At 62.9% G+C, this 23,480-nt stretch carries 26 protein-coding genes; 21 read left to right on the top strand and 5 right to left on the bottom strand.

Annotated features, from left to right (window positions below; genetic code table 11):
* Window positions 1–28: 28 nt before the first annotated feature.
* Window positions 29–241, bottom strand: a complete 213-nt coding sequence (locus PQQ86_RS07100) for a hypothetical protein (RefSeq protein WP_408265524.1) — start codon at window positions 239–241, stop codon at window positions 29–31.
* Here PQQ86_RS07100 and PQQ86_RS07105 point away from each other — a divergent pair.
* The 14 genes from PQQ86_RS07105 to PQQ86_RS07170 all read left to right on the top strand — a co-directional run bounded on the left by PQQ86_RS07105 (window position 228) and on the right by PQQ86_RS07170 (window position 14,081).
* Window positions 228–410 carry a Flp family type IVb pilin gene (locus PQQ86_RS07105; RefSeq protein ID WP_408265525.1) on the top strand — a complete coding sequence of 61 codons (183 nt, stop codon included), beginning with the start codon at window positions 228–230 and terminating at the stop codon, window positions 408–410. The two genes, PQQ86_RS07100 and PQQ86_RS07105, sit on opposite strands and share 14 nt — an antisense overlap.
* 143 nt (window positions 411–553) lie before the next feature.
* The gene (locus PQQ86_RS07110) at window positions 554–1,054 is read left to right on the top strand and encodes an A24 family peptidase (protein WP_408270156.1); all 501 of its coding nucleotides are present in this window, start codon (window positions 554–556) and stop codon (window positions 1,052–1,054) included.
* Window positions 1,051–1,548, top strand: coding sequence for a TadE/TadG family type IV pilus assembly protein (locus PQQ86_RS07115; protein ID WP_408265526.1), 498 nt, complete (start codon window positions 1,051–1,053; stop codon window positions 1,546–1,548). Before PQQ86_RS07110 ends, PQQ86_RS07115 begins: the two co-directional genes overlap by 4 nt.
* Before the next feature lie 91 nt (window positions 1,549–1,639).
* A complete protein-coding gene (gene cpaB / locus PQQ86_RS07120; RefSeq protein ID WP_408265527.1) occupies window positions 1,640–2,584 on the top strand; it encodes a Flp pilus assembly protein CpaB in 945 nt (314 codons plus the stop codon).
* A 41-nt stretch (window positions 2,585–2,625) separates the two neighbouring features.
* The gene (locus PQQ86_RS07125) at window positions 2,626–4,023 is read left to right on the top strand and encodes a type II and III secretion system protein family protein (RefSeq protein ID WP_408265528.1); all 1,398 of its coding nucleotides are present in this window, start codon (window positions 2,626–2,628) and stop codon (window positions 4,021–4,023) included.
* A 132-nt stretch (window positions 4,024–4,155) separates the two neighbouring features.
* Complete coding sequence (locus PQQ86_RS07130) at window positions 4,156–5,397, top strand: fimbrial protein (RefSeq protein ID WP_408265529.1); 1,242 nt, start codon at window positions 4,156–4,158, stop codon at window positions 5,395–5,397.
* 3 nt (window positions 5,398–5,400) lie between these two features.
* Window positions 5,401–6,786: a TadA family conjugal transfer-associated ATPase gene (locus PQQ86_RS07135; protein WP_408265530.1), complete on the top strand. Its 1,386-nt coding sequence runs from the start codon at window positions 5,401–5,403 to the stop codon at window positions 6,784–6,786.
* Window positions 6,779–7,801 carry a type II secretion system F family protein gene (locus tag PQQ86_RS07140; protein ID WP_408265531.1) on the top strand — a complete coding sequence of 341 codons (1,023 nt, stop codon included), beginning with the start codon at window positions 6,779–6,781 and terminating at the stop codon, window positions 7,799–7,801. Before PQQ86_RS07135 ends, PQQ86_RS07140 begins: the two co-directional genes overlap by 8 nt.
* Before the next feature lie 2 nt (window positions 7,802–7,803).
* Complete coding sequence (locus PQQ86_RS07145; RefSeq protein ID WP_408265532.1) at window positions 7,804–8,817, top strand: type II secretion system F family protein; 1,014 nt, start codon at window positions 7,804–7,806, stop codon at window positions 8,815–8,817.
* A 10-nt stretch (window positions 8,818–8,827) separates the two neighbouring features.
* Window positions 8,828–9,709, top strand: coding sequence for a tetratricopeptide repeat protein (locus PQQ86_RS07150; protein WP_408265533.1), 882 nt, complete (start codon window positions 8,828–8,830; stop codon window positions 9,707–9,709).
* A gap of 37 nt (window positions 9,710–9,746) precedes the next feature.
* Entirely contained in the window at window positions 9,747–10,124 is a 378-nt protein-coding gene (locus PQQ86_RS07155; RefSeq protein ID WP_408265534.1) for a DUF3613 domain-containing protein, read from the top strand.
* A 1-nt stretch (window position 10,125) separates the two neighbouring features.
* Window positions 10,126–11,922 carry a TadG family pilus assembly protein gene (locus PQQ86_RS07160; RefSeq protein ID WP_408265535.1) on the top strand — a complete coding sequence of 599 codons (1,797 nt, stop codon included), beginning with the start codon at window positions 10,126–10,128 and terminating at the stop codon, window positions 11,920–11,922.
* A 15-nt stretch (window positions 11,923–11,937) separates the two neighbouring features.
* Complete coding sequence (locus tag PQQ86_RS07165) at window positions 11,938–13,329, top strand: sigma 54-interacting transcriptional regulator (protein WP_408195847.1); 1,392 nt, start codon at window positions 11,938–11,940, stop codon at window positions 13,327–13,329.
* A gap of 47 nt (window positions 13,330–13,376) precedes the next feature.
* The gene (locus tag PQQ86_RS07170; RefSeq protein WP_408265536.1) at window positions 13,377–14,081 is read left to right on the top strand and encodes a DUF2968 domain-containing protein; all 705 of its coding nucleotides are present in this window, start codon (window positions 13,377–13,379) and stop codon (window positions 14,079–14,081) included.
* Between the two features lie 500 nt (window positions 14,082–14,581).
* Here the strand turns inward: PQQ86_RS07170 and PQQ86_RS07175 are convergent, their stop codons facing one another.
* Entirely contained in the window at window positions 14,582–14,773 is a 192-nt protein-coding gene (locus PQQ86_RS07175; RefSeq protein WP_408265537.1) for a hypothetical protein, read from the bottom strand.
* Window positions 14,774–15,089: 316 nt separating this feature from the next.
* On the opposite strand from PQQ86_RS07175, the gene PQQ86_RS07180 reads away from it, so the two are divergent.
* Window positions 15,090–15,317, top strand: coding sequence for a hypothetical protein (locus PQQ86_RS07180; RefSeq protein ID WP_408265538.1), 228 nt, complete (start codon window positions 15,090–15,092; stop codon window positions 15,315–15,317).
* A 20-nt stretch (window positions 15,318–15,337) separates the two neighbouring features.
* Here the strand turns inward: PQQ86_RS07180 and hfq are convergent, their stop codons facing one another.
* Window positions 15,338–15,862 carry an RNA chaperone Hfq gene (hfq, locus tag PQQ86_RS07185; RefSeq protein ID WP_408265539.1) on the bottom strand — a complete coding sequence of 175 codons (525 nt, stop codon included), beginning with the start codon at window positions 15,860–15,862 and terminating at the stop codon, window positions 15,338–15,340.
* A gap of 326 nt (window positions 15,863–16,188) precedes the next feature.
* Here hfq and PQQ86_RS07190 point away from each other — a divergent pair, with 326 nt between their 5' ends.
* The 6 genes from PQQ86_RS07190 (at window position 16,189) to PQQ86_RS07215 (ending at window position 20,520) form a co-directional block, all read left to right on the top strand.
* Window positions 16,189–16,326, top strand: coding sequence for a hypothetical protein (locus PQQ86_RS07190; protein ID WP_408265540.1), 138 nt, complete (start codon window positions 16,189–16,191; stop codon window positions 16,324–16,326).
* 15 nt (window positions 16,327–16,341) lie between these two features.
* Window positions 16,342–16,884 carry an RNA polymerase sigma factor gene (locus PQQ86_RS07195; RefSeq protein WP_408265541.1) on the top strand — a complete coding sequence of 181 codons (543 nt, stop codon included), beginning with the start codon at window positions 16,342–16,344 and terminating at the stop codon, window positions 16,882–16,884.
* On the top strand, window positions 16,884–17,726 hold the full coding sequence (locus tag PQQ86_RS07200; protein WP_408265542.1) for an anti-sigma factor: 843 nt from the start codon (window positions 16,884–16,886) through the stop codon (window positions 17,724–17,726). The genes PQQ86_RS07195 and PQQ86_RS07200 overlap by 1 nt, the downstream gene beginning before the upstream one ends.
* Before the next feature lie 247 nt (window positions 17,727–17,973).
* Window positions 17,974–18,462 (top strand): hypothetical protein, encoded by a 489-nt coding sequence (locus PQQ86_RS07205; RefSeq protein WP_408265543.1) that lies wholly within the window; start codon window positions 17,974–17,976, stop codon window positions 18,460–18,462.
* A gap of 39 nt (window positions 18,463–18,501) precedes the next feature.
* Complete coding sequence (locus tag PQQ86_RS07210; RefSeq protein ID WP_408265544.1) at window positions 18,502–20,079, top strand: FAD-binding oxidoreductase; 1,578 nt, start codon at window positions 18,502–18,504, stop codon at window positions 20,077–20,079.
* Window positions 20,080–20,112: 33 nt separating this feature from the next.
* The gene (locus PQQ86_RS07215; protein ID WP_408265545.1) at window positions 20,113–20,520 is read left to right on the top strand and encodes a hypothetical protein; all 408 of its coding nucleotides are present in this window, start codon (window positions 20,113–20,115) and stop codon (window positions 20,518–20,520) included.
* A gap of 4 nt (window positions 20,521–20,524) precedes the next feature.
* On the opposite strand, the gene PQQ86_RS07220 is transcribed toward PQQ86_RS07215, so the two are convergent.
* Window positions 20,525–21,550, bottom strand: a complete 1,026-nt coding sequence (locus tag PQQ86_RS07220; protein ID WP_408265546.1) for a DUF1571 domain-containing protein — start codon at window positions 21,548–21,550, stop codon at window positions 20,525–20,527.
* 38 nt (window positions 21,551–21,588) lie between these two features.
* Window positions 21,589–23,394, bottom strand: a complete 1,806-nt coding sequence (locus PQQ86_RS07225) for an AMP-binding protein (protein ID WP_408265547.1) — start codon at window positions 23,392–23,394, stop codon at window positions 21,589–21,591.
* Window positions 23,395–23,480: the final 86 nt, after the last annotated feature.

Below are 23,480 nucleotides of genomic sequence, written 5' to 3' on the forward strand. Positions count from 1 at the left end.
GATTGTTCGGCTATAAAACCCGAAAGCATCACGGATTGACGAGGGAGGTGCGTAATCGAACAGACAGTTCATAGACATCTGTTTTATTGAAGCCGGCTGCAAGGCGGTGCTTCCGCAGCGCAACAGGCAGGACCAGGAATGAGAGACCAATGGTCCGCAGCGCTGAAGACTCCGTCATCTGAAGCAGCACGTAAACAAACGAAATAAATGAAAGTCCGAGGGTAAAAATGAAAAAGTTCACACAACGCTTCCTGAGAGATAACAAGGGCGTGACGGCCATCGAGTATGGTTTGATCGCGGGGTTAGTTGTACTCGTCATCGCTGCGTCGGTAGGGACGATAGGCACGAATCTCAAGCTCGCGCTTACCAATATTGCGGCCGCGATCCCGACTGCTGCACCAGGCGCCTAAAAGGCAACCTGCAAACGTCCCGCGAAGCGGCCGGCGTTAATACGTCTGCTCGCTTCGTTGGCGTTTTCTGACGCTTCGCCATATTGGCTAATGCGAATTGCATTGCAATTCGCATGGCGTTGCTTCGCCTGTCGAGTGCGAAAATGAATGTCTCTGTCGGTATTTTGTTATTTATCGTCTGGGCCGGCGTGGTCGCTATAAGCGATTGCCGGGCCCGGCGTATTTCCAATTCAATCGTCCTTGCCGGATTGGCAACGGCATTCGGCTGCGCACTCCTTCACTGCGGGCCTTTCGGCGTTTCGTTGACCCAGGCAGGTATTGGAATGCTGGTTGGCTTGGCCGCGTTGTTGCCATTTTTCGCGTTCGGCGTCATGGGTGCTGCGGACGTCAAGGTGTTTGCGGTACTTGGCGCGTGGTGCGGCGTGCATGCGCTGCTTGGCCTCTGGATGGCGGCTAGTCTTGCCGCGGGCGTGCATGCGCTCTGGCTGCTGATTGCGACGCGAACGCGGCTCGCCGGTTTGGCTCGTCATCACGGCGCGACTTTTGAACTGGCCGGAAAGGCTTCCACGCCGTACGCTGCATGTCTCACGGTGGCCGCCACCGCATGGCTCATGCTGCAAGGATTGGCCGGAGGTGTGCAGTGAAGCCGGTAGCTGCGCAGCCCGCGCGCTCGCCGCTCAAGCATATTCATACGCGCTGCTTGTCTGCGCAGCGCGGCTCCACGGCTGTTGAATTCGCGCTGCTGTTCCCGCTCTTTTTTACCATCCTGTACGCGATCATCACCTTCAGTTTGATCTTCATAGCGCAGCAGAACTTGACGCTCGCAGCGGAAGAAGGCGCGCGCGCCGCGCTGAACTGGCAGAGCAACACCTCGTTGCAAACCGCGCTCGTCAATCGCGGCAACGCCGCCTGCGCGGCGGCCAAACTGACGATCGCGACACTAGTGCAATCCGCGCAATGTACGCCGTCTTCCGCGCCCTGCGGCCCCGGTAACGCGATGCAGTGCGTGAATGTCTTGCTGACTTACGACTACCAGGCCAACCCGCTCATACCGGCTTTGCCTCTAATGAAAGTCACATTGCCCACGGCCCTGTCGAGCAGTGCCACGGTGCAACTTAACCCGGAGAACATTCAGTAATGCATGCGCCGGTCCTCAGCCTTTCTATCCGTCGAAGCACGTCCGAACGCTCGCACGGCACGGCATCGTTTAACCGAAGCAGTGAGTCGTCATGCCGAATCTGACCAAAATTCTTGCCGGCGTACTGATCGCCGTCGCGTTGCTGCTGGGCCTGTTCGCGTGGACGCTGTCGCGCCGCCCGGCGCCGGTGGCCGTGATGCCTGCGACGCAGGCAAGCTTTCTGGTGGTGGTGGCCACCCACGCGTTGCCGGCGGGCAAACCAATCACAGTCGACCAACTGCGCGTGCAGTCGCTGCCGATCAATCCGAATGGCGCCTTCACCGATCCAGCGCAACTGGCCGGTCGCGTGCCGAACGCGGAGATCGGCGCGGACTCGCCGGTGCTCGAAGCCCAGTTGTCGTCAGGACTCGCCGAGCGTATCGAGCCGGGCGAGCGCGCGTTGGCCGTGCGAGTCGACGAGGGCAATGCGGTTGGCAACCGGCTGCGGCCAGGTAATTTCGTCGACGTGTTTTTCACGCTCAAGCGCGATGGGACCATCGGCAACGGCGGCGAGATCGATCGGACCCAGGCGCGTCTCCTGATGTCGAAAGTGCGCGTGCTCGCGTTCGGTAATGCCACTACCAGCGGCGACAGCGCCGGCGACCCGAACGGCATGGTGCGCACCGCGGTGCTGGCAGTGCCGGTCGCTGATGTAGACCGGCTGACGCTTGCCGAAAGCTCTGGCCGTCTGATCTTCGCGCTACGTAATCCAAAGGATGCCGAAGTAGTCGATCAAAATGCGTTGCCGGCCTATCCGGGCGTGTTGAAGACAGTTGCCGTCGCCGGCGCGGCCGCGCCGCTGCAGGATTCGACCCGCGCTGCGGCCGGCGTCTCGCTCGATGCCTTGTCGGGGAGCACTAATTCGGCAGGCGCCAGTACACGGCCGCCGTTGCCGCATTTACCGCAGCCACCTACGCGCGTGGCGGGTAACACAAACAGTACAAAGAGCGGTATCGAAGTGATACGGGGTGGGCGCGCCGAGACGGTCGCCTGGTAAGCAGTTTCAGGGAGCGGGCGGCCGGACGCGTCCAAAACTACATGACAGAACGGATTTTTGTTTTCGGGAAAGCGACGTGGCTCGGGTTGGCCTTGCTCACCGTATCGGCTGCGACTGACGCGGCGGGTCTGGTGCAGCGTGGGGAATCCACACCAGTGCCCCAAGCGGCTCAGGCTACGCCCTCGCAAACCATCGACCTGAAGGTCGGTGCGCAGCAGCCGCTCGCGACCGGTCACACCCTGAAGCGGGTCGCGATCGGCGACCCCGCGGTGGCCGATGTGCTGATCATCAAGGGCGACAAGCGCGGTGGCGTGCTGCTGGTTGGCAAGGCGGCGGGCACGACCAACCTGATGCTGTGGACAAGCGATCGCGAGGCGCCGCTGATCTATACGGTCAATGTCATCACGCCGGCAGCGGCGTCGCTGCTCGGACCCGATACACCGGCCGTCAAGGTGCTCGGTGGCACGGCGGTGGTCTCCGGCTCGTCGGCGACGATGGAGGCGCACCAGCGCGCCGTCGTCGCGGCGGAAGGCTCGCTTGGCAAGGACGGTGCGGTGTTCGATACGTCGACGGTGGCGAGCCGCGCGGTGGTGCAGGTCGATGTGCGGGTGGTTGAGTTCAGCCGCTCGGTGCTCAAGGAAGTCGGTTTCAACTTCTTCAAGCAGAACAACGGCTTTACGTTCGGCTCGTTTGCCCCCTCCGCGCTGGGCTCCGTTTCCGCAACCGCAGGGCAGGCGCCGCAAATGACGAGCACGACGCCGATATCGTCGGCGTTCAACCTGATTTTCAACTCCGCCACGCACGGGCTGTTCGCGAACCTGAGCCTGCTGGAGAGCAACAACCTTGCACGCGTGTTGGCAGAACCGACACTCGTGGCTCTATCCGGGCAGAGCGCGAGTTTCCTCGCCGGTGGCGAAGTGCCGATTCCCGTGCCGCAGGCGCTCGGTTCGACCTCGATCGAGTTCAAGCCGTACGGCGTCGGACTCACGCTGACGCCGACCGTGTTGAGTCCGCAACGCATCGCGTTGAAGGTGGCGCCCGAAGCGAGTCAGCTGGATTTTGCCAATGCCGTGACGATTAGCGGCGTGTCGGTGCCTGCATTCACCACGCGGCGTGCGGACACCACAGTCGAACTCGGCGATGGCGAGAGTTTCGTGATCGGCGGATTGATCGACCGCGAGACCGCATCGAATGTCTCGAAGGTGCCCTTGCTCGGCGATCTGCCGATCATCGGCACCTTTTTCAAGCAGCTGAACTACCAGCAGAACGAGAAGGAGCTGGTGATCATCGTGACGCCGCATCTGGTGTCGCCGCTCGCGAAGGGTGCCACCTTGCCGTCGACGCCGGGCGAGCAGTCCGAGCAGCGTAACGGGCCGGTGTGGCGCTCGCTGATTGGTGGCGTGGCGGCGCGCGATGCAGCGCCGGGATTTTCGAAGTGAAGCCGGCGGGTGCCCAGACGGCGCGCCGTATCGGTGGAGCAGTGAGCCAGCATGCACGCGAACCTCGCGGGCGTGCTGGCAGGCAGTACGACGCGGGGGCTTCGCAGCCCATGCCGCATAAGGATGTCCAACATGAACGCGAGAACGCATTCATTGACTGAGCGGGCGGTCACCGATTATTTCGTGTTTGCGTCGCTGGCCGACGAACACGTGCATTGGCTCGCCGATACACTGGTGGGTGCAGGCGTGGTCGAAGCGGCCACACTCGATCCCTCGATGCTGATGCAGCGCATTGCGGCGCTGAATCCGTCGCTGGTGTTCGTCGATTTTTCCGGTGGCCGCGCCGCAGCGGCGAGTGCCGCGGCGAGCGCGGTACGCACAGCCTATCCCGGCATGCAGATCGTCGCACTCGGTTCGCTCGCCGAGCCCGAAAGCGCCCTGGCCGCGCTGCGTGCTGGCGTGCGTGATTTCATCGACCTGTCCGCGCCCGCCGAAGACGCGTTGCGCATCACGCGCCAGGTTCTGGACAACCTCGTCGAGCCCGTCAGCCGCCATGGCAACGTCACTGCGCTGCTGGGCGCGCGCATCGGCATGGGCGTGAGCACGCTGGCCGCGAATCTTTCAGTGATGCTGCAACGGCGCGATGTCGCGCAAGGACGCCAAACCGCCTTGCTCGATCTCGGCCTGCCTGCCGGCGACGGCTCCTTGCTCCTGAATACGCGCAGCGAATTCAATTTCGTCGAAGCCGTGCGCAATCTGCGCCGCTTCGATCAGACCTTCGTACACACCGCACTGTCGCACCATTCGAGCGGTCTCGCGCTTACCACGCTGCCGCCGAATCTCGCTGACATGCGCGAGGTGTCGTATTCCTCGTCGATCGGTTTGCTGAACCGGCTGCGCGCGTTCTTCGATCAGCAGATCGTCGATCTCGGCGGCTTTACCAACAGTGAGTTCATTGCCCACGTCGTGCAGGCCGCCGACGAAACCTGGCTGTTGTGCGATCAGGGCGTCGCCTCGATCGTTTCTGCGGTCAGCGTGCTCGACGCGTTGCGCGAAGAGGGCGTGGACACGGCGAATGTGCGGCTGATCGTCAACAAGTTCGATGCGGACCTCGGTCTCGCCGCCGCGCAGATCGCGCAGCGCCTGGATATTCCTTTGCTCGCCACGTTGCCGGAGCGGCGTATCTCGCTCGGCCAGGCGGTCAATCAAGGGCACCTGCTGGCCGATGTCGCGGCGCGCGATCCGTACGTGCGCGCACTCGAACCTTTGATCGAACGGCTCGGCGGCGCCGCGCGCACGGCCGCGCACGCACGCAGCAAATCGGCACTCGGTGCGCTCAAGCGCTTCATTCCAACCACTTACAAGCGGTCATAGACGATGGCAAAAGAAATCGAATTTGCCGACGACGCGCCTTCGTTCGCGCATAGCCAGCAGTTCCAGGACATCAAGAACGCTGCGCACGAACATCTGCTGACGCGTATCGAGGAACTCGGCTCCGAGTTCGGCCGCTGGTCGCGCAACGCGATCAACCAGTTCGTCGATCTGGAGATGGACAGCTTTGTACGGCTGCGCCGGATACCGATCAACGAGAGTGAGGTGCGGTTGATCGCCGAGGCGCTGACCAAGGAATTGGCGGGCTTCGGCCCGATCGAGGACCTGCTCGCCGATCCAGCCGTCGAAGATATTCTGATCAACGGCTACAACGACGTCTACGTGTCGCGTCACGGCATCCTGACCAAGATTCAGGTTCGCTTTGCCGACAACGCGCATCTGCTGCGCATCGTGCGGCGCATTCTTGCGCCGATCGGGCGGCGTCTGGACGAATCGAATCCGATGGTCGATGCGCGCCTGCCGAACGGTGGGCGGGTTAATGTGGTGATCGAGCCCCTGTCGATCGACGGACCGATCGTCTCGATCCGTAAATTCCGCAAAGATCCGATGCGTCCCGAGGATCTGCTCGCCAACGGTACCTACAACTCCGAGATCGGCGCGCTGCTCGAAGCGGCGGTCGCCACGCGCTGCAACGTACTGGTGTCGGGCGGTACGAGCTCGGGCAAGACCTCGCTGCTCAATGCGCTGGCGTTCCACATCCCCGAGCCGGAGCGGGTCGTAACGATCGAGGACACGGCCGAACTGTCGCTGAACCACCCGCACGTGGTGCGGCTCGAAAGCCGTCCGGGCGGCTTCGACGGCGCGGGCGTTGTGACGATTCGCGACCTGCTGCGCAACACCTTGCGGATGCGGCCGGACCGCATCATCGTCGGCGAAGTGCGCGGCGGTGAGGTGCTCGAAATGCTGCAGGCGATGAACACTGGCCACGACGGCTCGATGGGCACCGTGCACGCCAGCTCGCCGCGCGAATGTCTGTACCGCCTCGAAATGCTGGCCGGCTTCGCGGGCTTCCAGGGCACGGAATCGAGCTTGCGCCGGCAGATCGCCAATGCGATCGACTTCATCGTGCAGATCGGCCGGCTTTCGAATGGGCGTCGGCGGATTCTGTCGATTACTGAAGTCACCGGTCTGTCGGACAACATCATTGCGACTCAGGAGCTGTATCGCTACGAGCCGGTCGCGACCGCAGAGGGCGACGAGCTTGATAACTGGGTGTCGCTCGGCATTCATCCGCATTCGCCGAAACTGGCGCGTTTCCGTCAGGCATTGGGCGGTGGCGGGGCGCAGAGCGGGTTTGGCAACGCGGGCTTCGGAGGCGGTGGCTTCGGAGGCGGCGGTGGTGGCGGTTTCGGCGGAGGCTTCAATGTCTAGCGTGGTACTGGTCTTCGCGGCGCTCGCGCTGCTATGCGCGGCGCTCGCGTTGCTGCTATGGCAACGCGGCGGGCAACGCAAAGACCAGGCGAGCACTGAGCGCTATATCGATAGCCGTATGGCGGTGGCCATGCCGGCAGGCGCGGGTGCGGGTGGGGTGGCGAGCGGTCCGCGCGTCACGCCAGCGCGTGCCGCCACGGCGTCTGCCGTGATCGCACCGCAAGCGCCGCCGGCCGATGCGGGCTGGCTCGTGCGAGGGCGCTACCTGCGAGCGCGCGTGCGCTTTATGGTCCAACACGCGATGGTTCGCGCGGGCATTGCCAACGCCAAGGCGCATACCGCGGTTGCCGGCGCAATGGTGCTGCTGCTGTGCGCCTGGGCCATGCTGGTAGGCGGCGTACTCGCCGCCGGTGTGACGCTGATTGCGTGCGCGATGTTTATCTATTTTCTGTTGGCGATGCGCGCGAACAAGCGTCGTCAACAGATCGTGCGTCAATTGCCGCTGTTCCTTGACGGTATCGTGCGTCTGATTACGCTTGGCAACAGCGTGCCCGCCGCGTTTCAGGCAGCGTTGCAAACCACCGAGGTGCCGCTGCGGGATTGTCTGGACTATGTGTCGCGGATGCTGCGCACCGGTGTCGAAATCGATCGCGCGTTGTCACAGGTTGCGCTGATCTACGGCGTGCGCGAACTCGAACTGGTTGGCGCGGTGCTGCGTCTGTCGGTCAAGTACGGGGGGCGTGCCGACGTGATGCTCGACCGCATGGCGTCGTTCATGCGCGATCTCGAACAGGCCGAGCGCGAACTCGTCGCAATGTCGGCGGAAACGCGGCTGTCGTCGTGGGTTCTGGCGATGTTGCCAATCGGCATCGGCGGTTTTTTGATTCTCTCCAATCCTAAGTATTTCGCATCGATGTGGTTCGATCCGACTGGGCGGCAACTCGTCTATCTAGCGTTCGCTTTGCAGATGGTGGGCGCCTATCTGCTGTATCGCCTCGCGAATCTGAGGACATGACGATGCAAGTCCATCAGTTCGTCGCTCTCGCACTCGCTCTGGCCGCGCTCGCACTGCTGCTGATTGCAGGCCTGGTGTTGGCGCGCGTGGCCGCCGTGCGGCGCAGTGAACGCACGCTCAGACACGCGCTCGACGAGCGCGCATTGCAAACCGCGGCGCTCGTGGCCGCGGCGGCTGCACGTGGCGCGGAGGGCGCTCAGGGCGCCTCGAACGCGGCTTTGCGAAACGTGCCACCCAAGGGTTTCAAAGGACTACTCGAGCGCTTTGCGCATACCGGGATTCGCTGGCTCGACACGCCGTTCGGCCGCCAGGTCGTGGCCGAGGAAGACCGCCGCTTGCTCGAACAGTGCGGCTTCGTGGACACGCGCACGCGCGGCCTGTTTCTGGTGGCGCGGCTGGCCGGCGCACTGGTGTTGCCGGTGCTGGTCGGTACCGTGGCCCGCGGCGCTCTGGACGGTCCGCGCTACGTCATGCTGGTGATCATTTCGATCATGGCGGGCTTCATGGTGCCGAAGATCATCCTGAAGCGGCGGGCCGGCAGGCGCCGACTCGGGGTGGTCGACGAATTGCCGCTGCTGGTCGATCTGCTGCGCCTGTTGCAGGGCGTCGGCTTGTCGCTCGATCAGAGCTTGCAAGTGATGGTCAACGATTTCCGCACGATGCTGCCCGTGCTCTCGAGCGAGCTGGAAATCGCGCAGCGCCAGTTTGCGACGGGCCGCACCCGCGAGCAGTCGCTGAATCGGTTGGCTTCGAGTTACGACAACGAAGATTTGCGCGCGGTCGTGCGCCTGCTGGTACAGGTCGACCGGCACGGCGGCGCTGTTCAGGAACCGCTCAAGCAGTTCGGCGACCGCCTGCGCGAATCGCGCCGGGCGATGTTGCGCGAGCGCATTGGCCGTCTCGCCGTGAAGATGACCGGCGTGATGATCATCACTTTATTGCCCGCGCTGATGATCGTCACAGCCGGCCCGGGCGTGCTGGCTGTCCAGCATTCGTTGCGCACGATGCACCGGTAAGGATTTTGCAATGGCTCACTGTCTATCGTTCGAACTTCTGACGCGCCCGGCTGAAAGCGTGCGCCGTGTCACACGTTGTAGCGTGGCGTTGGCAGCGTTCTGCCTGCTCGGCGCGTGCGCGTCCAAAGACGTGGTGGGTTACGGCGTCGGGCCGCAGGCCGAGCGTGCGGCGATGGCCCAGCAAGCCAATCGCGATCCCGCGCCGGACACGCCCGGCATGTATCTCGGACTGATCGATCAGATGCAGTCGCAGGGGCTTTACTTCGCCTCGCTCGCGCATATCGACGCATACGAAAAGCAGTATGGCGTAAGCCCCGATACGATTTTGCTGCGCGCCGACGCGTTGCGGATGACTGATCAGCCTGACGCTGCCGCGACTTCGTACGGCCAGTTGCTGAAGACGCCGCTCGCCACGCGCGGATATCGCGGGCTTGGTCTGATCGCCGGCGCGGCCGGTGACTTTGCGCGTGCTGCGCAGGAACTGCAGCAGGCCGCGCAACTCGCGCCGACCGATGCCGTGACCTTGTCGGATCTCGGCTACGCGAAGCTACGCGACGGCGATGTGAACGGCGCGCGCGTGCCGCTCATGAAGGCGGCCGAGCTCGATCAGAACAATCCGAAGATCGTCAGCAACATGGTGCTTTATCTGCTCGCCAACGGCGACCAGGCACAGGCGCTGGCGGTGATGAACCAGCAGAAGTTCACGCCGGACGTGCGCGCGGCGATTCGCAGCGATGCGGCGAAGGTAGCCGCAGCGGGACGCGCGCAAACACACGGGTCGCAGGCGCAACCACAACAACAGTTCGGGCAGGCGAGCGCAGGCACCGGCACGGTCGCGAGCGCGCAGGGTATCGAACCGGCGCCGCGTTTATTGCAGCGGTTCGCGCAATGAGCGCGCAGTGACCGATCAGGCAATCAGGGGAATCGAGATGAATGACAGAACAACGAAGCGGGGTTGGAAGGCATCGGTGCTGTGCTTCGGTGTGGCGATGGGCATGGCGGCTGCAGCGCTTGCGCAGACAAATGACGCTGCCCAGCCGGTAGAGGCCACGCAGCCGCCGGTCCGGGCAAGCGAAGTGGGCCACTCGACCCGCACATGGCTCGACTTGCAAAGCAGCAACACGGAAGCTGCACCCGCGCTGCCGATGCTTGGCGCGGAAACCGGGCTTGCCTACCGTCGTTACATGGAATCGTTCAAGAGCAAGATTCCCGACTTGTACGGGTCGGCGCTGAGTACGGGCAGCGGTAGCGGCGGTGGCGCGATGGGCGCAACCGGCGGAACCGGTCCTGGCATCGGTTCGAACTGACATGCGCAATTCTTCGACCTTTACCGTGGCCGCTCGCTATCGGCGCTCGCTATGCGCCCGGCGCGGCGGCGCGCCGATGCCTGGCACCCGCCGCCAGCACGGCGCGGTCGCGGTTCTGGCGGTGATCTGGCTAAGCGTCGCGATCGCGGCGCTCGGCGCGATCGACATCGGCAATGTGTTTGCCGTGCGCAGGCAGTTGCAACGCACGGCGGATCTGGCTGCGATGGCTGCGGTCCAGGTCATCAGCACGTCGGGCGCCTGCACAACGGCGACTTCGGCCGCGCAGCAGAATGCGGTGTCCAACGGTTTCACCGCCGACGGCACCAAGACCATCCTCAACACGACCTGCGGGCGCTGGGACACGAGTTCCAATACCTACTTCGGCACGAGCGGCAACCCGCTCAATGCGGTGCAGGTGCAGACGAGCCAGGTCGTACCTTATTTATTCCTCGGACCGTCGCGCACTGTGACTGCGACTTCGACCGCATTTGCATCGAACATCGACGCGTTCTCGCTTGGCACGGGCATCGCGACGATCAATACGCAGCAATCGGCGCTGTTGAACGCAATCCTGGGCGGCTTGCTGAACACGAGCGTGTCGCTCAGCGTAGGAGACATGCAGAGCCTCGCCACGGCGCATGTCTCGCTCGGGAATTTGATGGTCGCGCTGGGCGCGGCAAACATGCAGGGCCTGCTTGCCACGACGGTGAGCTACCAGACGCTGATGGTTGCGATGGTCAAGGCGTTGCAGGCCGGTGGCGATACCGTCAATGCGGCGATTCTGCAGACGCTGGCCGTCGCGATTCCTGGCGGTCAGAACATCACCGTGGGAGATGGCGGCAAGTCCGCGCCGGGTTTGCTCGCGCTTGGGCTCGCCAATCCGAATGCGGCGGCGACCGCGACCGTCAACGCCTTCGACGCGTTGCTGGTCGCCGCGCAGATTGCGCAGCGCAGTCCGGATGGTTCGCAGGGCAATGCACCGGTGATCAACGTGGCGGCTAGCTTGGCAGGCTTGGCCAATATTTCGCTGCAGATCCTGAATCCACCGGCGCTGGCGGCGGGTGAGGGCGGGACGACTACGGTCAATGGCGTCACCACCTCCCGCACGATCGCGCGCACGGCAGTGGTCAACCTGGCCCTCAGTCTGGCGCCGCTGCCGCCGTTGTACCTAGGTATCGCTACAATCTCGGTGCTCAGTACACCGGTAGTGGTAACACTGGCGGTCGCGCCGGGTACAGCGACACTGAATCCGGTAAATTGCGAAAGCACCAAGGCGGCGACCCAGGCCACGATCCAGGTGACGCCTGGCATCGCATCGCTTTGTGTGGGCCCGGACGCCTCCTGCCCCAGTTCCAGTTCCGGCACCGTCAACGTCGCGTCCGTCTCGTTGCTGGGAGGCTCCGCCGTTGCGATCACATTGAACAACCTCGGGCCGTTTAAGATCTTTCCCGGAACAACGCCCGTGACGATCAACGGTTCTTCCGGCAGCTTCGACGTCACCCCGCCCCCGGTGAACTCTAACGCGCTCGGCAGCGATCTCGCCTCGTTGAGCGCGACCTTGTTTCAGCAGCTACCGATGGCGTTGTCCGTCAGCGTTTTGGGTAGCAGCATTCTGAACGGTCTCCTTAGCCCGATTCTTTCGCTCGTGACGACCGCCCTGACGCCGGTGCTTCAAGGCGTATTTAGCCTGCTTAACACCCTTATTGTTCCGACGCTTTCGCTGTTAGGCGTACAAGTCGGCACCGCCACGCTCCATAACATGTCGCTGACATGCGGCGTCTCGCAACTGGTCAACTAGCGTAACCAAGACAAGATGAGAACCAACCCCAAAATCGAGGAACTCGATATCTACGTCTGGGAAGGCAAGGCCGACATCGTCGACCGGGTCGCGCGCTGCATGGCGAGCTTCGACGTCGAAGTGATCCGCGCGGACGATATCGCGATCTCGCCTGAGCGGACTGCGCTGCGGCCGTCGCTCGCGATCATCAGCGTTTCAGTGATCGACAGCGGCGCGCTGCTCATGCGCGACTGGCAGGCCGCGCACGGCATCCCCGTCGTGTGGGTCGGCGCCGCGCCGCGCGACCATGATCCGGCAACTTACCCGTCCGACTATTCGCACATCCTGCCGCTCGACTTCACCTGCGCCGAATTGCGCGGCATGGTCATGAAGCTGGTGTTGCAATTGCGCGCGCACAGCGCCAAGACGCACGAGTCGGATGCGATGATCGCCAACTCGGAGTGCATGCAGGCGCTGCTGCACGAAGTCGATACGTTTGCCGACTGCGACACGAGCGTGCTGGTGCACGGCGAAACCGGCGTCGGCAAGGAGCGCATCGCGCAACTGCTGCACGAAAAACATACCCGCTACGGCCAGGGGCCATTCGTCGCGGTGAACTGCGGTGCGATTCCGGACGGTCTGTTCGAATCGCTGTTCTTCGGCCACTCGAAAGGCTCGTTTACGGGCGCGGTGGTCGCACACAAGGGCTACTTCGAACAGTCCGACGGCGGCACGCTGTTCCTCGACGAAATCGGCGATCTGCCGCTCTACCAGCAGGTCAAGCTCCTGCGCGTGCTCGAAGATAGCGCGGTCACGCGAATCGGTTCGGCCGCGCCGGTGAAACTCGACTTCCGGCTGGTGGCGGCGACCAACAAGCATCTGCCGCAACTGGTCAAGGACGGCACTTTCCGCGCCGATCTTTACTATCGGCTTGCAGTGATCGAGTTGAAGATTCCGTCCCTCGAAGAGCGGGGCGCGGTCGACAAGATTGCGATCTTCAAGGCCTTCATCGCGCAGATCGTCGGCAGCGAGCGTCTTTCCGCGTTGCCGGACCTGCCGTACTGGCTCGCCGACGCGGTGGCCGACACCTACTTCCCCGGCAATGTGCGCGAACTGCGCAACCTGGCCGAGCGGATCGGCGTGACGGTGCGTCAGATCGGCGCGTGGGACGCGGCGCGCCTGCAGCGGCTGCTCGCGCTTGCGCGCACCAGCCAGCCGGTGCCGGCCGAGAGCGCCGCCGAGGTGCTGGTGGATCGCAGTAAATGGGACATGGCCGAGCGCAATCGCGTACTGGCCGCGCTCGACGCAAATGGTTGGCGCCGGCAGGACACGGCCCTATATCTGGGGATCAGCCGCAAGGTTTTGTGGGAGAAGATGCGCAAATACCAAATTTTTGATGAAGAGCCCGAAACACGCGAAAGTGAGTAATAATGAGACGGTTGTACTAAAACAAAAACTGTTCAAGCAGGATTTACATGGACCGAAAGTCGAAACTACGGCAGATTGCCCTGGCAGCATTCATCGCGATGGGGGCCGTGCAGGGCGTGAATGCGCAGGCTCTGCCGGATAGCGGGTCGAGCGCTGGCGTCGTTTCCCAGCCGGGCACGACAACAGCGTTGCCGTCCACCCAGGTGCAGACGAGCGCCTTGACGCCGGACGAAGCCAAGCAGTCTGCAGCGGGCAATGTGGCGGAATTGCAGCAGATGATCCGGGGTTCGGATCTGAGCGAATTGCGCACGACATACAACGGCAGCTATGGAGCGAGCTTGCTGTTTTATGGCAAGGAGATGACGTACTACGTCGCGTTATTCCAGCAGAAGAACTTCTGGCGCGTCATCAAGACGCAGGACGCCACGCGTGCCGACATGATCTACAAGGATTTTGTGCGTCAGACGCTGCAACTGTCGGACGTCGAGATTCGCCGCACGCAGCTGGAAGCGCAGAAGGCGTTCACGGAGCGCATGATCGCGTTGTCGCAGGACCGTGCCAACCGCTTGCAGGCCGACCTCGACATTGCGCATCAGCAGCAGACGATTGTGTCGAATCAGCAACAGCAGACCCGTGCCGAAGCAACGGCGCTGGCGCAGCAGAAGGCTGCTGCACAAGACCAACTGCGCGCCGCACAACGCCAGGTCCGCGAACTGCAGCGTCAACTGGAAACCGGCCTGCCGTCGCACTAACCGCGATGGCCGGAATACCGGAAGATGGGCGGGCAAGGCGGCTTTGAAAGCGCCGCCCACCCCATCGAACGTACAAGCTGAACATACAAACCAGACGTACACGCCGTTCAGTAACGCAAGTCACCTATCCCCGCAGTAAAAAGCCTCGTTCCTGAAGCACCCCTACCGCACGAACAGACATTCCCGCGCCCCTGGTTTCCCATGCATACCTGTCCGCGACGCCCACAGTGCGGAGTGGGAGCTGATGACACCTTTGTCACAAGCGCCGGAAGGTGCACGAGCCCGGATTCTACGGAGCCACTACCACTTGCAGGCCACGGTTCCCGCTTAGCATGAGCGGTTTGAGCCGCTTTCTTTGCTTATCTTTCTTTGCGGCGGCAAAGAAAGTAAGTGCCGCCCTGCACAGGGGCAACGCTAATAGACCACTAGCAATTCAAGGAAAGGCCAACACCCCAGGCGCCCCACCAAAACACACGCCCGGCGAGGCAAAAAACCCGCATCTAATGCCCTTTCTTCCCCGCCGAAGGCACTTCATCCACAGGCGAGTGCCGCGGCTCACTCATATCGACTGCGATTGGATCACTAGCAGGAAAGCTTTCTTCGAGAGCCTCATCGAGCCGACTATCCGCTGACTCAGCGGGCGCCTGCGCCGCTTCCTTAGGATGAGATACATGTTGCTTCTGCTTGGTCATGACAAGCTCCATTAGAAGAGACCCGACAACTCAGCATAGCGCAAAGCGCCCTTGGCCGAGCATCAGCCGAACGCCCAGGTCCCCCCCACCGTAAGCATTTCCTTCAAACCCCAAAAAAACAAAACCAGAAAACAACAAGCAAAAAACAAAACTTAAAACCAACCCGCATCAAGTCGTTCTCCGAGTGTCGCCTGACAACAAATAGCATCCGCCGGCCACACAGCCCGGCAAAAAAACACGGCATACCGTGAACGGGCAACGTCCAAGCTCGGGAGGGGAGCAAACAGAAGCAGCGAACAACAAGGCAGCGAACGACATGGACCGAAAAAACCCTGCGCGCGCGCAGCGCTTCAACGCCTCACACGTGGTGGAGGCCGAACTGGAACATCTGGATTGGGCAACACGACAACCGGCGCTACGCATGCTGGACGCCGTGTACTGGCGGCGCCGCGTGCTGGCGGTCAAATGTGGATTCGAGCTGACGGACTTGCAAGTGATGCGGCTGGAGAAAATCTTGCAGCGGCTCGGCCATCCGTCGGATTAGCCGGCCGCTAGGGCAGCGCTTTATTCGTTGCCGCCGCTGGTGCCACCGCCGGCGCCACCATTACCACCATGATTGCCGCCGCCATGGTTACCGCCGCCATGGTTGCCGCCGTCGCCGCCGCCCGTGCCGAACAGACGCCGGCGGCGCGTTACGACCACCGGACCGTCAGACGTGCTGCTGCTACGATCGGACGCCGGGCGATCCGAAGACGGCGCGCCATACGACTCGCGCGGTTCACGCGGCTCACGGTGATCGCGCGGTTCACGCGAGCCGTGCGGGCCACGCGTGGTGTGCTCGCCGTGCGAAGGCCGCCCCCCGGCGCGCGGCGCCGGACGCGTGCCGGTATCGAGCTGGATCGTCGAGATCGCGCGCTTGTAAATGCCTTGCAGGCCGACAGGCGTGCGCAGCATCACCAGATACTGATCGAACGACTCGATGCACCCCGTCAGGCGAATGCCGTTGACAAGATAGATCTCGACGCGCTTTCGTTCTTTGCGCGCAGCGTTCATGAAGTCGTTTTGCGGATGCGATTCTGCGGAAGCCATGGACAATTCAGGTTAGAAAGACGGTTGTTCGCCGCGATTCTACCCTGTGTGGGGGCAGAACGCGTCGGCGGGCGAACTGCGTCCACTATAACGGCTTGCGCGGACATAAGCATCTGATAACTATTAGCTGTAACGTTGAGTTACGAATCTGCCGACGAATCGCGCTTTCACCGGTGGCGGAAAAAGATAGCTCGTGCCGGTGCTGCACATGGAATAAATCACGGCCTGCCCACGTTAAGTCAGGCATGGCAGCGTTGCATTTCGCACGTGGCCGATCGGATCCCCGGTTCGCAGGCGCCGGCCGGGCGCTCATCAGGAGACTGACCATGAAAGTATCCCGCATTCTTTCCGCCACCTTCGTGCTGCTGGCGCTCGCGCTAGGCTCGCTCGCAACGAGCGGCTGCACCACCGACAGCGGCGCCTCGGGCGCCAGCAGTAACACTGGCAGTGGCGGCGGCTACTGAGCATTGCCACGTCGGGTGAGTTTCGAAACGGAAGTGATTTCGTGGCTCCCGCAGTTGCGCCGCTATGCGCGCGCACTGACGGGAGACCGCGCATGGGCCGACGACCTCGTGCAGGATACGGCGGAGCGCGCGCTTGCGCGCTGGTCGGCGTTCCGTCCGAACAGCAACCTGCGTGCGTGGCTCCTGACGATCCTGCGGCATCTTTACATCGATCAGTTGCGCGGCCGCCGCGAGATTGCCGTCGACGATGAAAGCGCGCCGTGGCGCAATCTCGAAGCGCCGCATGGCGAGGTCGACGGTCTGGTGTTGCGTGATCTGCAACGCGCGCTGTATTGCCTGCCGGTCGAGCAGCGGGAAGTGCTGCTGCTCGTTTGTGTGGAGGAACTGTCTTATCAGGAAACGTCGAAAGCGCTCGGCGTGCCGATCGGCACGGTGATGTCGCGGCTGTCGCGCGCGCGGGAACATATGCGCGTGCTGATGACGGAGGGGCCGGTTGAAGGGGGCGCTGTGGGGTTGGCGCGAAAAGTCCCGCCGCTGAAAGTAGTGAGAAATCCGTGATGAATAACGACCACGATTCCAGCTTGCCTGAAGGGCCCGATCTGCGAGCGCTGTCGGCGTTTGTCGACGGCGAATTGCCGCCTGAGGAGCGCGCCGCGATCGAGGCACAACTGGCGCAGCAGCCGCAGGCTGCCGCGAGAGTGGCCGCGTGGCGTGCGCAGAAAGCGGCGCTGCAGGTGCTGTGTGGCGCGCCGCAGCACAGCCAACGTAGCGAGAGCGTCGGACAGAGCGACGCTGACGACGAACCGGCCTTCATCGTGGTGCGGCGGCCGACGCCATGGTGGCAACGCGCCGGCCTCGCGGCATGCTGGCTCGCGGCCGGCGCGGGTCTCGCGCTCGCGTTGGGGCCGCTCGCCCCGCGTCTGACGGGCGGCGCGTGGAACGGGTTAGGCGGCCAGCCGCCGAGCTTTGCCGAGCGCGCCGATATCGCCTACGCGGTGTACACGCCCGAGCGGCGTCACCCCGTCGAAGTCGCCGCGAACGAGGAAGAGCATCTGATCAACTGGCTGTCCAAACGCCTGAACCGGCCGCTGTCGGTGCCGTCATTGCAGGAGTACGGTTACTCGCTGGTGGGGGGGCGTTTGTTGCCCGGCGAAGCAGGACCGGCCGCGCAGTTCATGTACGAAAATACCAGCGGCGCGCGCCTCACGCTGTACATCACCGGAATTGCTCGCGACGAAACCGCATTCCGCCTGTTCCGCGACGGTAACCGCCGGACCTTCTACTGGGTCAGCGACCGTATGGGCTACGCGTTGTCCGGGCCGATTTCGGAAGACAAGCTGCGCTCGATTGCTATCGAAGTGTGCAGCGCGCTAGGCGGCAAACCGGAGGCCTGGCAGTAACACTGAGCGCACGGTAAAAACACCATCGGATTTCGCTGCAACACGTGGTAACAGAAACGCTGTGCATTCGCGCGCGCCGTCGGAATAGCGCCGAGCGGCGCTACGTTTACTCGATGCAGGATCATGCTGTCCCGCCTTGCAGCGCGCTGGTACGGCACGGTCTCGTGCGAGGCAAACCGACGGGGTCTTTACGGTGTCGATACGCTTTTTGCGAGTCGCAACGCCGGCGCGTCGAGGCAGCGAAATCATGCTTACTTCTCATCAGTTCGGCACGGGGCTGCGTTTCGGCGTAGCGTGTCTGTGCCTGTGCGCCGCTTACGCGGCGCCGGTCGAAGCGCAATCGGATGCGAATGCGAATGCGCCGTCGACTGACACGTCGACCTGCCGTTTTGTGGTGGGTCAGGCGGAAATCGACGGCGTCATGCAGCAAGTCAGCGGCCGCGCGTGCCAGCAGCCCGACGGCAGCTGGCAGATCGTCGAAGACGATGCCGCCGCACAGGCGATGGCGCCGGCGCCGGTGTATTACTACGATCCGTGGTACTGGGGGCCGCCGGTGTTGTTTGGCGGCGTGTCGGTCATTTTCGTCGACCGCTTTCATCATTTTCATCACATGGATCATGTGCGTTATGGGCGCGGATCATATGGAATGGGCGGGCGTGGCTGGCACGGCGGCGGGTCGACGCACATGTGGGGCGGCATGTCGCACGGCGGTGGTGGCGGTGGGATGCACCGCTAGCTTGCCGCCGCACACACGTATCGCCGCAAAGGAGATGCTTTGACGCGTAGCTTGCCGCCGAAAGTTTCCGCCGCCGGGTTCGATCGCGCGCTCGCCGGCTGGCGCGCGATCGTCGGCGAGTCGCACGTAGTGACCTCGACTGCCGGGCTCGCCGCATACCTCGACCCGTTCGCGCCCGGCGAGCGCGAAGCGTTCTCCGCGTCGGCCGCGTTGCTGCCCGCGTCGGTCGACGAGATTCGCGCAGTGTTGCGGATTGCCAATCAATTTCGCATTCCGTTGTGGACGGTCTCGACTGGACGCAACTTCGCGTACGGTGGCGCCGCGCCGCGGCTGGCGGGTTCAGTCGTGCTCGATCTCCAGCGGATGAATCGCATCATCGAAGTGAACGAAACGCTCGCCTACGCGTTGGTCGAACCGGGCGTCAGCTACTTCGATCTTTACGCGCATTTGCGCGAAAAAGGCTACAAGCTCTGGGTCGATCCGCCAGCGGCGGGTTGGGGCAGCGTGGTCGGCAATACGCTCGAGCGCGGCTTCGGCTATACCGCATACGGCGATCATGCGGCGACGCAGTGCGGCATGGAAGTGGTGCTCGCCAACGGCGACGTGTTGCGAACCGGGATGGGCGGAATCGAAACCGGCACCGCGTGGCAGCTGTATCAACCGGGCTTTGGGCCTTCCTTCGATGCGATGTTCATGCAGTCGAACTACGGCATCGTCACCAAGCTCGGTGTCTGGCTGATGCCAGCTCCGCCCGCGTATCTGCTCGGCGAAATCCAGTTCCGGCACGACGAGGATCTCGAAACGATCGTCGATATTTTGCGGCCATTGCGGCTCGATGAAACGATCCGCAACAATGCGGTGATCGAAGGTGGCTTGCGCCGGGCCGCGGGACTGTCGGCCCGTCAGCAGTGGTACGAAGGCAAAGGCGCGATGCCCGAAAGCGCGGTGGCGGCCATGCTCGACAAGCTGAACGTGGGCCGATGGAATCTTCATTTCGCGCTATACGGCACGCCTGAATTGATCGACGCGCGTTATGCGATCGTGCAGCGCGCGTTCGCTCGTGTGCCACAGGCGAAACTGTCGGCGGTTCGTTATAAGGGCGATGCGCAACCCACCGCGGGCGGCGATCGCAACCTGGCCGGTATCCCCGCGATGAGCGCATTTCGTATGCTCGACTGGCGCGGCGGCGCGGGCGCGCATGTGGACTTCGCGCCGGTGTGCCCAGCAACCGGTCGCGATGCGCTGCGTCAATATACGATGGTCAAGACGCGCGCGGCGGAATACGGCTTCGATTACTACGGCGGTTTTACGGCGGGCGTGCGCCATCTGCATCACATCTTCGCGGCGATCTTCGACCGCGACGACGCGAATCAGGTCGAGCAGGCGGGTGCTTTATTGCGCTCGTTGATGAGCGATGCGCGCGCGGCGGGTTACGGCGAATATCGCGCGCATCTCGCGTATATGGATTTCGCGGCGGCGCAGTACAGTTTCAACGACGGTGCGTTGCTGCGGCTTTCGGAAACGATCAAGGACGCACTCGACCCGAACGGCATTCTCGCGCCGGGTAAGCAGGGGATCTGGCCGGCGGCGTGGCGCGACCGGCGGGGTTACACGTGAGGCGCGTGAGTCACTGAGCGAGGTGAACAGGAAATGGACCGACGCGCTTTCATGATGACCGGCGCATGGCTTTCGACCGCGGCAGGGGGCGCGTGGCCGTGGCTCGCCGATGCAGCCGATCGCCGCGACACGTTTGCCGTGATCGATTCCACGCTCGCCGGCGGCCCCGCATTCGCCGCCTACGTGGCACACATGAAGCTGCCCGTCTTCGAAGCCGGTGACGACATCGGCGCGCTCTGGTACACGACACTTGCCCTGCGTTTCAGGCAGACGTCCGCGCAATCGCCTGCGTCGCTGATCGGCCTCACACGCGCATCCGATTACTTCGTGCTCAGGGAACTTGCCACCCGCGTAGGCCACCTGGTCGAGCATAGTCACGAGCAGGGCGCGGGGCCCGTCGCGCATGTCGCTTTCGCGCTGACCCCACGCTTTATCCGCTAAAACCTTAGAACTTATAAGCCTTGTTCTTCGGATCGAAGACCGAGTCGTCGAACGTTCTCGGCGTGATGTTTTCGAAGACGATTTTCTCGAAGATCTTGCCGTCGTTGTCATAAGACTCGACGGTGCGGAAATACGGGTGCCGCAGATCCAGCCCGAGCGTTTCTTTCTTCGCATAGAACTGCGGCTGGCCGTTCGGCGTTTCGAAGGTGAAGGCGACCACGCGCACGCCGTCGATCGTTTTCACTTCCACCTGGGTCGAGCGCGGCAAGCCGGCCTCGATGTATTTCTTGCCTTCAGAGAGGTACTGGCCGGCAATGTACTCGGTGCCGAGATCGCGCACCTGGTGGTTCGATTGCGCACGGGCGAGGGCGCCGTTCAGCGAGGTCCACAGCGGCATCACATTCATGATGCCGCCGAGGTGGCCATACATTTCGTCGGTGCGTTTGGACTCGTCGTAGATGATTTCCTGCCCGGCGTGCGCACCGTCGGGCAGCCACTTTGCGTAGATTCGCAGCGGGTCGTGGGCAATGCGCACCAGCATGTGATCGGGCTTGTCGGGCCACTGGCCGTGAATGCGTTCCGAGCGCGACATCGTGAACTCGTATGACGGAAAACCGTTTGGTCCTTCCTTGATGTAGCGCGGCAACGCAAGCGGATCGAGTGACTGGAACAGGGCGACCAGTTGCGCGTCGTCGAGCTTCTCCATGGCCCCGCTCTGTTGCGCGGCGCGCAGCCACTTGACCTGCTGATCGAGCGTGAGCTTGCCGACCTGCGAGGACGGCGTGGTGGGCGCCTTGACGGCGCTGGCGGTGTCGAGCGCGGGCGGCGTGTCGTCGTTCTGCGCGAACGCCGGCGGCGTTGCCAGCCCGGCGACGCTGGCCACCAGCGCGCCGATCAGCAGTCCCCGTGACGAAACCGCACGCAATGAAGCGGCGAGAGACGCACCCAATGTGGCGGTCTCCGACGAAAAACGGGCTAGGCGCATGAAGGCCGGCGAGCGGCGTGAGCGTGCGGACATGCTGTGCTTCATGAATCTCTCCGAAAGGATGGCGCAAGGCGCCTTGCCTGTCAGGCAGGTTTTTGCTTCGCGAGTTCCTCGTCGCGTAGCGCGCGGCGCAGAATCTTGCCGACGTTGGTTTGCGGCAGCTCGTCGCGGAACTCGACGAGCTTCGGCACCTTGTACCCGGTGAGGTTCTTGCGGCAGTGGGCGATCACCTGTTCAGCGGTCAGCGACGGATTGCGCTTGACGATGAACACCTTCACGCGCTCGCCTTGCGCCGCATCGGGCACGCCGATTGCGGCGACTTCGCGCACATCCGGAAGCATCGCGATTACGTCTTCGACCTCGTTCGGATAGACGTTGAAGCCCGACACAAGGATCATGTCTTTCTTCCGGTCGATCAGACGGATGAAGCCACGCGAATCCATCACGCCGATGTCGCCGGTGGCGAGCCAGCCGTCGTCGTCGATCGCCTTGGCGGTTTCTTCCGGGCGATTCCAGTAGCCTTTCATCACCTGCGGACCCTTCACGCACAGTTCGCCGGCTTCACCGATATTTGCCCACGTCCCGTCGTCTTTCCTGAAACGTACTTGCGTGGACGGCGCGGGCAAACCGATCGAGCCTTCGAAGTCGCGCAGATTGGTCAGGTCCACCGGATTCATCGACACGATCGGCGAGCATTCGGTCAGCCCATAGCCTTCGATGATCGGCTTGCCGGTGACCGCCTTGAAGCGATCGGCGACTGACTTCTGCGTGGCCATGCCACCGGCCATCGCGAGTTTCAGGTTCGAGAAGTCGCGCTTGCAGAACTCTTCGTTGTCGAGGAACGCGTTATAGAGCGTGTTCACCGCTGTGATACCGGTAAATTTCTCGTGACGGATGATCATCATCACGCGCTTCATGTCGCGCGGATTGGCAATCAGGATGTTGCGTCCGCCGAGACCCATGAAGATCAGCGCGTTCACCGTCAGCGAATAGATGTGATAGAGCGGCAGCGGCGTGAGCACCGTTTCGATGTCGCCGCTCAACTGACCCTCGGACCATACCTTCGCCTGAAGCAGGTTGGCGATAATGTTCCTGTGCGTGAGCATTGCGCCTTTGGCCACGCCCGTGGTGCCGCCGGTGTATTGCAGGAAGGCGATGTCGTTGTGCGTGGGACGCACGAGCGTCAGCGGCCGCGTGTAACCGATCGAGAGCGCCTCGAGCAGCGGCACCGCTTTCGGCAGCTTGTATTCCGGCACCATCTTCTTCACATGGCGCAACATGAAATTGAGCAGACGTCCCTTCAGATTCAGGCCGTCGGCGAGCAGATCGCCGAGACCCGTCACGACAACGTTCTGTATTTTGGTGCCGGGCAGCGCGTCTTCGACGGTCTTCGCGAAGTTCTCGAACACGATGATGGTTTGCGCGCCGCTGTCCTTCAACTGATGCGCGAGTTCACGCACCGTGTAGAGCGGATTCACGTTGACCACCACGCCGCCCGCCTTGAGCACGCCGAACAGCGAGACCGGATACTGGAACGTATTCGGCAGCATGATCGCGACACGTTCGCCAGGTTTCACGCCGACGCTTTGCAGATACGCGGCAAACGCGGCCGCCTTGCGGCCGAGCTCGCCATACGTCATGTTCGCGCCGACGCTCACATACGCGACGCGCTCGCGAAACTGCGCGATGCATTCGTCGAAGAACTGCACGACCGATTCGTACTGGTTGACGTCGATCTCATGTGGCACGTCTGCCGGATATGACGCGTACCAGATGCCGTCGGTGTTGGGCGCGCGATTCGCCGTCTGACTGGGCACCGGGTCCGCTGCATTCGCGAGCGGTGTGGGCCCGGCGGCGGGCGAGAGCGGGACTTGCGTGGGCTGGGTCATCGGTCGTCTCCTGAAGCAGTCGCTTCATCGGTTTGTATGCTGGTCTTGCAGCCAGTCATTGAAGTCATCAAGGCGGCAATCAAAAC

The sequence above is a fragment of the Paraburkholderia sediminicola genome (assembly GCF_046026675.1).
In the GTDB taxonomy this organism is placed as follows: Bacteria; Pseudomonadota; Gammaproteobacteria; order Burkholderiales; family Burkholderiaceae; genus Paraburkholderia; species Paraburkholderia sediminicola_F.